Consider the following 6744-nt stretch of genomic DNA (forward strand, 5'->3'; position numbering starts at 1 on the left):
TGGGGGTACTGAATGCACGATTGGCCATCAAGGCTGCTTCGGCAGATCGACATAGTCTTCGAGCTCACCGGCGACATAAAGCCGCTTGCCGAGTCGCGGATACTCGCAGACGTCGTGTTCGAGCCGCTGCCCGCCCACGAGCAGCTCCAGCGGCGCATCGCCGGTGTTCTGCACCGTATGCGCCTCACCGCCGCGCGGAAAGCCCAGGAAATCGCCGGGTCCGATTGCCTCGGTGCACTCGCCGATCGTGACCGCGCCCGTGCCGGACAGCACGTACACGAACTCTTCTTCGTACAGGTGACGGTGATACTCGGCCGATTCGTGACCGGGCATCAGCGTGAGCAGGTGGACACCGAATTGCGTCAGGCCGGTCAGGTCGCTGAGTTGTCGCTTGAAGCGAACGGCATTGGGATTCAGCGAATGCACCGCGCGCGTCGGTTCCATCTTCGCGATATCGGCGGCCTTCAGCAGTTCCCGGGGGGAATGGGTCGACATGGGGGAGTTCTCTCGTTGGCGTCATGCTTCGATCGAGCGAGCCACCCAGGGCCGGCATGGCGCGCGTGCCTGCCATTGTCCGATATTTTCCTGCGCGCAAGGGCACGGTTCGACGGAACAACGACAGGTGGCACGTCGTGATCGGGACGCACCGCCACGTTGCCCACTCTTCACCTCTGCTTCGAACGTCGCCAGCACGCAGAGCACGGCGAACAGGCTCCATTCCTTGACGAGCGCATGGCGCTCACGCATCACGCCTCACGGCAGCAGCATCGCGGAGAACAGTTCGAACAAACCGTTCATCTGGAACGGCGTGCCGCCGGACGACGTGATCGCCGTCGGGCCGCCCGGCAACCGCCCCCAGTACAGCAACACGACGCCGTTTGCGGCAGTGAGCATGCCGGTCGCGGCCGCGAACCGCATCATCCGCGCCGGCTGCGGCTTCGCGATGAACGCGGTGCGCGTGAGTGAGCCTCCGCGCGCCGTTGCCGTTGCCGTTGCCGCTGTGGCTCAGCGCACGTGCACGCCGCGCAGTTCCGTCAGCAAGGCCACGAGACGATCGATGTGCGCATCTTCGATGCGCCACGACGACACGCTGATCCGGAACGCCGGCCGCCCCTGCCACACCGTCGCGCCGAACCACACGTCGCCCGACGCCTGCGCGGCCGCGAGGATCGCCGCCGTTTCGTCGTCGGTGCCGGCGCGCACGAGCACCTGGTTCAGCACGACGCGGTTCAGCACGTCGTAGCCGGCAGCACGCAGGCCGTCCGCAACGCGCGCCGCCTGCGCGCAATGCCGCTCGACCATCGTGGCCACACCAGCGCGGCCGAGCGAACGCAATGCAGCCCACACGGGAATGCCGCGCGCACGCCGCGAGAACTCGAGGTTCAGGTTCTTCTGCGCGTCCTGCGCGCCGCTCAGGTACACGGCGTCGCTGTTCATCGCGGTCGCGAGCGCGGCCGCGTCGCGGCAGATCACCATCGCGCCGTCGTACGGCGTGTTGAGCCACTTGTGGCCGTCGGTGGTCCAGCTGTCCGCGCCGTCGATGCCGTCCGTCAGCGCGCGCTTCGACGATGCGCGGGCCCACAGGCCGAACGCGCCGTCGACGTGCACCCACGCACCGGCCGCCTTCGCGGGCGGAATCAGCGCTGCGAACGGATCGAACTCGCCTGTGTTCACTTCGCCGGCCTGCACGCAGAGGATCGTCATGTCGTCGAGCGGCGGCAACTGCGCCGGGTCGATCCGGCCGTGCACGTCGACCGGTGCGACGATGAGGCGCTTCATCCCGAAACCGAGCACGCGCAGCGCCTTCTTCACCGTGATGTGCGCCAGCTCGGAGATCACGACCTTCACTTCGGGCGCGCCGATCAGGCCATCGGCGTCGATGTCCCAGCCCTTGCGCGCGAGCAGCGCGCGCCGCGCGGCCACCAGCGCGACGAGCGTGCAGGCCGTCGCGCTCGTGCCGAAACCGACCGCGCTGCCTTCGGGCAACCCGAGCACGTCGACGACCCAGCGCGCGGCCTGGCGCTCGATCGTCGCGGCCACCGGTGAATTCACATACGACGACGCGCACTGGTCCCATGCGAGCATCAACCGCTCGGCCGCAGCCGCGGCCGGCAGCGTGGCGCCGATCACGAAGCCGAAGTAGTTCGGGCCATTCGACGCGACGGTCGCAGGCGTGCCGCGCTCGTCGAGCAGGCGCAGGACGTCGTCGGCCGGGCGGCCGGTATCGGGCAGCGGCTCGTCGAACGCCGCCAGGCCGGCTAATGCGGCCGCGTCGGGAAACGCGCGCCGCTCGTTCGTCGCGGCCAGATACGCGTGCGCGCGCCGGTCGGCGTCGGCCAGCAATGCAAGTTCGTCCATGTCGGTTGCCTCGGTGAAAGTCAGAGTTGCAAAAGATCGCGGCCGAGCTGCTGCAGCGCGCCGTCGATCCGCTTGTAGTACGTGAACTTGCCGACGCGGGTCGCCTGCACGAGCCCGGCATCCGCGAGGATGCGCATGTGGCGCGTGGTCGTGGCCGGCGCGATGCCGAGCTTCTCGGTGATGTACGTGCAGCACACGCCGAGTTCGTCGAAATCGCCGTGCGGCTGCGGCGGGAAATGCTTGCGCGGCTGCTTGAGCCAGCGCATCACGGCCAGGCGGCTTTCGTTGGCCAGTGCGCTGATGCGGGTGACGTCGTCCATGAGAGTGCGGAGCTCGATTAACGTTTCGAATATTAGCTAAATGACGAAATGTGTACAATCGGTTTGGCGGGGGTTCTCACGACGGCAACGATGCCCGCACCAAGCAGAAGTGACTTCTTTACGCTTCAGCGACTACGATAGTGCTGGGGCGCCGATACGCGAGTGCCGTGCAGATTACCCGCAGCAAGCAACGGCACGGATCGGGATCGCGACGATCCCGGCCAGTGCCATCTCAACCGATAGCGGGCCGGGTATCCGCGTTTACTCCGTCATCAGAACTGAGCCGTGACCTGAAAACCCACTGTCACTCGTGCCGTCGGGAATCCCGATGGCTTGTAGATCGGCGTGCCGGCAAACAGGTCGTAACCGTAGGCGCCCAATCGGGTCGCGACGCTGCCCTTCACGCCGATCACGGCGCCGGCCAGTTGCGTGCCGACGAGTGTGACCGGCTGCGGGCCCCACACGCGGCCGTAGTCGATGCCCGCATATACCGCCAGCCCGGTTTGGCCGATCGGCGCCTGCAGTTCGTTGCGCCAGTAAAAGCCGCGGGAGGCGGCCAGCATCGTCTCTCCGTCGAATCCACGTACGGTGTAACGACTGCCGATCGTCAAGTCGTCGATGTAATACAGCGTGTCGCCCGTGTATTGTCCGTGGAACGTCGTCACGTAGCGGAACGGCTGCTGCGCGATTGCGAACGGCACCGACAGATTCGCATCGAGCACGGCCATCTTGTAGCGGTAGGTCGGGCCGCCGTCTGCCGCGAGGCTGTCGTCCTGCGCGCCGAACGCGCCGATACCCTGCCGGTAAGCGAGCATCCCATCGAACTGTGCATTGCCGAAATAATGGCGATCGGTCAGGCCGAACTCGACGAACGTGTTGTTGCGACGCTGCTGCGGAATTTCCGTATCCTCGATGAAGCTTTGCCCAAACCGGCGCGACAAGCGAAACTGCGCACCGAACACGTCGTTCTGGCTACGCGACAGCACGCGGTTCAGCTTGAAATCAACTGTCTTTGAATTGCCGCTCGCGATGAACGTCTGATTCACGCCAGCGATTTGCTGGTAGTACGTGTTGGTGTACGCCGATAGTGTGGCGGTCCAATAGCCCCACGGGATCGAGTAGAAGCCGTTCCAGCCATGCGAGCCGAGTCGCTTGTCGCCGAATTCCAGATCCTGGCTCACGCCAATGTTGAAGATATCGTTCAGGCCAAGGGGATTGTCGATACCGAGCGACAAGTTGCCCTGAAGGCGGCCCGTCGCGCGCGTGCCCGAGTTGTCGATCGAAGCGACGACCGTCCAGGGTTTAGTGCGCTTTACGTCGAGCACCACGTCGCTTTCGCCGGGAACGTCGGCTGGGACGATCTGCATCGATACGTCCTGGCTCGTCACGCGCTTCATCTGTTCGAGGCCTTGTTCGAGGTCGCGCAGATTCAGTAGTTCGCCGTCGCGAGTCGGAAAGGCGGTTTTCCACGTGCCGCGGAGCTTCTCGTCGGCAAAATGCACATGGCGGATTACGCCAGGGATCAGTGAAAACTTGAGGGTGCCAGTCGACAGATCCTGTTCGGGCAGCAGCACGCGCGTCGTCACATAACCGCGCGCCAGGATCGCTTGCGACAAGCCTTTGACGAGCAAATCGAGACCCTGTTTGCCAACGCACTCACCCGCGTAGTGCCCAATCCATTCACGCGCGAATGCGAAGCGATCCATCGGCAATGCCGATGCGCCTTGCGATTTCAGGGAAGCAGGCAGCGCATCGGGTACTTCGAGTACGAAACGCTCGATCCGAAAGCAAGGCGTTTCAGAAGGCAGCGTTGGATACTCAGCACTTCGCACCACTTCCGATCGCACCCCGGGCGCGGAGACTACCCGTTCACGCTCTCGTGCCTCTTCCTGCTGTCGGGTTTGCTGGTCGTTGCCCGGAATGATGAGACGGGGAGCTTCTTGCGCCGACACTGCCATTGGTATCAGCCATGCGGCCGACAGCAGGACGGCCGGGGTACGGATTGTCATAGATGTGGTGTTGTTAGTTCGATCTTATGGCTTAGGTGCAAGGTGTCCCGGAACCCAAACCCATTCGGTGCCGCTCCATTTCCAAAAGCCCATAACCCAGATCGTGCTCGACCAAGAGGGCAACACGGGTTCCATTTCAGGCTTTGGTGGAGGACGCGGAGGTGCGTCTGGTGGCACAGACTCACAAGCGGCAAGAAGCGCCAATATTGCGAAGGACTGGACCGTCAATACTGACCTAAATCTCATTCAATTTGCTCCTGAGCGCGCCCGCACAGAATGACTGTCGCATGTTTCGACCATAACAATAGAACGCACCAGTTCAATTAGGTTCGCTTCGCTTTCCCAACGCCGGCCACCATGGATTGGATATTAGTATCCATCGAATCTCCGCCCTTCCTTTCTCCGATTTCAGAAGATCGATCGGCTTTTTTCGCCCTGCCGCTGGCATCTTGTAATCCAACCACGGAAGTGAATCGTCTTCCATACACCCCCAAATAACAACTGCAATTTCCGGATCGGAAACGCGACGAGAAAGCTCTCTCGTTATGTCGTTATCAATCCATTTGGTCCTCATGAACTTAACGACTTCCTCCCATCCTTTCGGAAAATCTTCCATGTCAATTCTCACCCAATGATTTAAATGAAATCAAATTGACCCCGCTTCGGTTCTGTGCAGATGGCGCCAAGATAGCCTGATAGAGATGTAATTGACGGCCGCATGGTTACCACCTAACCGCAGCTTTCCCTTGATCAACGGAGAAGCACAAACCAATCTCGGTAATTTCGTCTATCAATCTGGCGCTGCCGAGCGATGAGATAGTCACCACCAAGACTTCATCGCCTGCAATTCATTACTGTTCCGGAATTATATTCCATTGACAGGCCATAGATATCAATCTGCTTCTCAGGAAACCATTCTGGGACAAGACTCAGCGCGGCGCGCCCTCCATCCTTACAAAACGATATTTCCTTTTCATTTGAGCCAACAACATTCCATCCTCGTGAAATAAACGCATCTCTGTAAGCGTTCAACAGCCGCTCATCCACTGAACGAGCATCAATACTCCTAATAATAAGCGCAGCGCTGCCTCGTTCATTATCTTTGGAAAAGACAGCCCTCCCACCCCGCCCGACAATCCAATCCATATCAGATTTCATTTTTCGGTATTTTTCAGCGGTATCCGTAGGGCTATTAACCAGAACTTTAGCAAAAAAAACATACATCGCCCCCAGCACCAAAAAACCGACAATCAAAGCTTTGAGTAACTTCATCAACGGCCACCTTCCATTATTGAACCTTGCCTATTTGCCCCCCGTACCCAACCCCTAAAGCACCACCCACACCAGGGACTTTTGTTACACCTCCAGCACCAATACCGATTTCAAAGGCAGTATCGCCGCCAATTGCATGATTGACTCCGGCGCAAACGCCGAACATACATGCACCAGCCCCAATCGACGCGCCGCTGAGGAAGTTATCAGTATTGTTCCCTCTCTGACTTGTAGGCAACCCTGCGTTTGATGCAACCATCCCGGTGGCAAGAGATATACCAGGCACTACCGGCACTGCACCACCAACCGAAAGATATGTGTTCCCGTTGTGGAGGTTTATTGTAAGAGATCCGCCCAAACCTAATGCTGAGCCTTGCACAGATAAGTAATCAAATGATCCGGTTCGCCTTGCAGACAGCCCCGATTGAAGTGTCGCGAAATCAGCTTGGGCATCTTGACTACTGTATTGAAACAAGTTGCCCGAGGCCAGCTGCTTTACCATGCCGCCATACGACCCAGCCGAGAGGAAAGTAGTCGCGTAGTTCTTCAATTGCGCTTGCTCAGCAACATAACCACGTCCCTCTTGCTCTAATGCCACATACTGGTTGTATTCCGACGTACCTACGGCATATTCGGCTGAACACCGAACCAGTGCACATCCGGCGGCCTCCAATTTATGTTGTTTGGTCGGGTCGCCATTCGCTAAATCCTTGATGACCTGCTTTTCTTCCGGATGCAACTGCCGATTGAACCGGTCAACGTTATACCCAGAGAACGCTCCCGCC

9 protein-coding genes are annotated in these 6744 nt (G+C 60.1%); all 9 read right to left on the reverse strand.

Going from position 1 to position 6744, the window contains the following annotated elements; all coding sequences use genetic code 11:
- Positions 1-27 precede the first annotated feature (27 nt).
- Positions 28-495 carry a cupin domain-containing protein gene (locus FFS49_RS34415; RefSeq protein ID WP_039369713.1) on the reverse strand — a complete coding sequence of 156 codons (468 nt, stop codon included), beginning with the start codon at positions 493-495 and terminating at the stop codon, positions 28-30.
- Positions 496-753: 258 nt separating this feature from the next.
- A complete protein-coding gene (locus FFS49_RS42215; RefSeq protein WP_171026878.1) occupies positions 754-894 on the reverse strand; it encodes a hypothetical protein in 141 nt (46 codons plus the stop codon).
- A 111-nt stretch (positions 895-1005) separates the two neighbouring features.
- Positions 1006-2358 carry a pyridoxal-dependent decarboxylase gene (locus FFS49_RS34420; protein ID WP_105815771.1) on the reverse strand — a complete coding sequence of 451 codons (1353 nt, stop codon included), beginning with the start codon at positions 2356-2358 and terminating at the stop codon, positions 1006-1008.
- Positions 2359-2378: 20 nt separating this feature from the next.
- A complete protein-coding gene (locus FFS49_RS34425) occupies positions 2379-2678 on the reverse strand; it encodes a helix-turn-helix domain-containing protein (protein ID WP_039369710.1) in 300 nt (99 codons plus the stop codon).
- 272 nt (positions 2679-2950) lie between these two features.
- Positions 2951-4687 carry a ShlB/FhaC/HecB family hemolysin secretion/activation protein gene (locus FFS49_RS34430; RefSeq protein ID WP_105815770.1) on the reverse strand — a complete coding sequence of 579 codons (1737 nt, stop codon included), beginning with the start codon at positions 4685-4687 and terminating at the stop codon, positions 2951-2953.
- Between the two features lie 24 nt (positions 4688-4711).
- The gene (bcpO, locus tag FFS49_RS34435) at positions 4712-4933 is read right to left on the reverse strand and encodes a CDI system lipoprotein BcpO (protein WP_105815769.1); all 222 of its coding nucleotides are present in this window, start codon (positions 4931-4933) and stop codon (positions 4712-4714) included.
- Between the two features lie 73 nt (positions 4934-5006).
- Positions 5007-5303: a hypothetical protein gene (locus FFS49_RS34440; protein ID WP_137910218.1), complete on the reverse strand. Its 297-nt coding sequence runs from the start codon at positions 5301-5303 to the stop codon at positions 5007-5009.
- A 218-nt stretch (positions 5304-5521) separates the two neighbouring features.
- On the reverse strand, positions 5522-5959 hold the full coding sequence (locus FFS49_RS34445; protein WP_137951044.1) for a hypothetical protein: 438 nt from the start codon (positions 5957-5959) through the stop codon (positions 5522-5524).
- Between the two features lie 16 nt (positions 5960-5975).
- Positions 5976-6744, reverse strand: a 769-nt coding sequence (locus tag FFS49_RS42220; protein WP_171026879.1) for a hypothetical protein, incomplete at its 5' end; no start/stop codon positions are given.

It is taken from the genome of Burkholderia sp. 4NA327C6 (genome assembly GCF_005502655.1).
Taxonomy (GTDB): Bacteria; Pseudomonadota; Gammaproteobacteria; order Burkholderiales; family Burkholderiaceae; genus Burkholderia; species Burkholderia contaminans.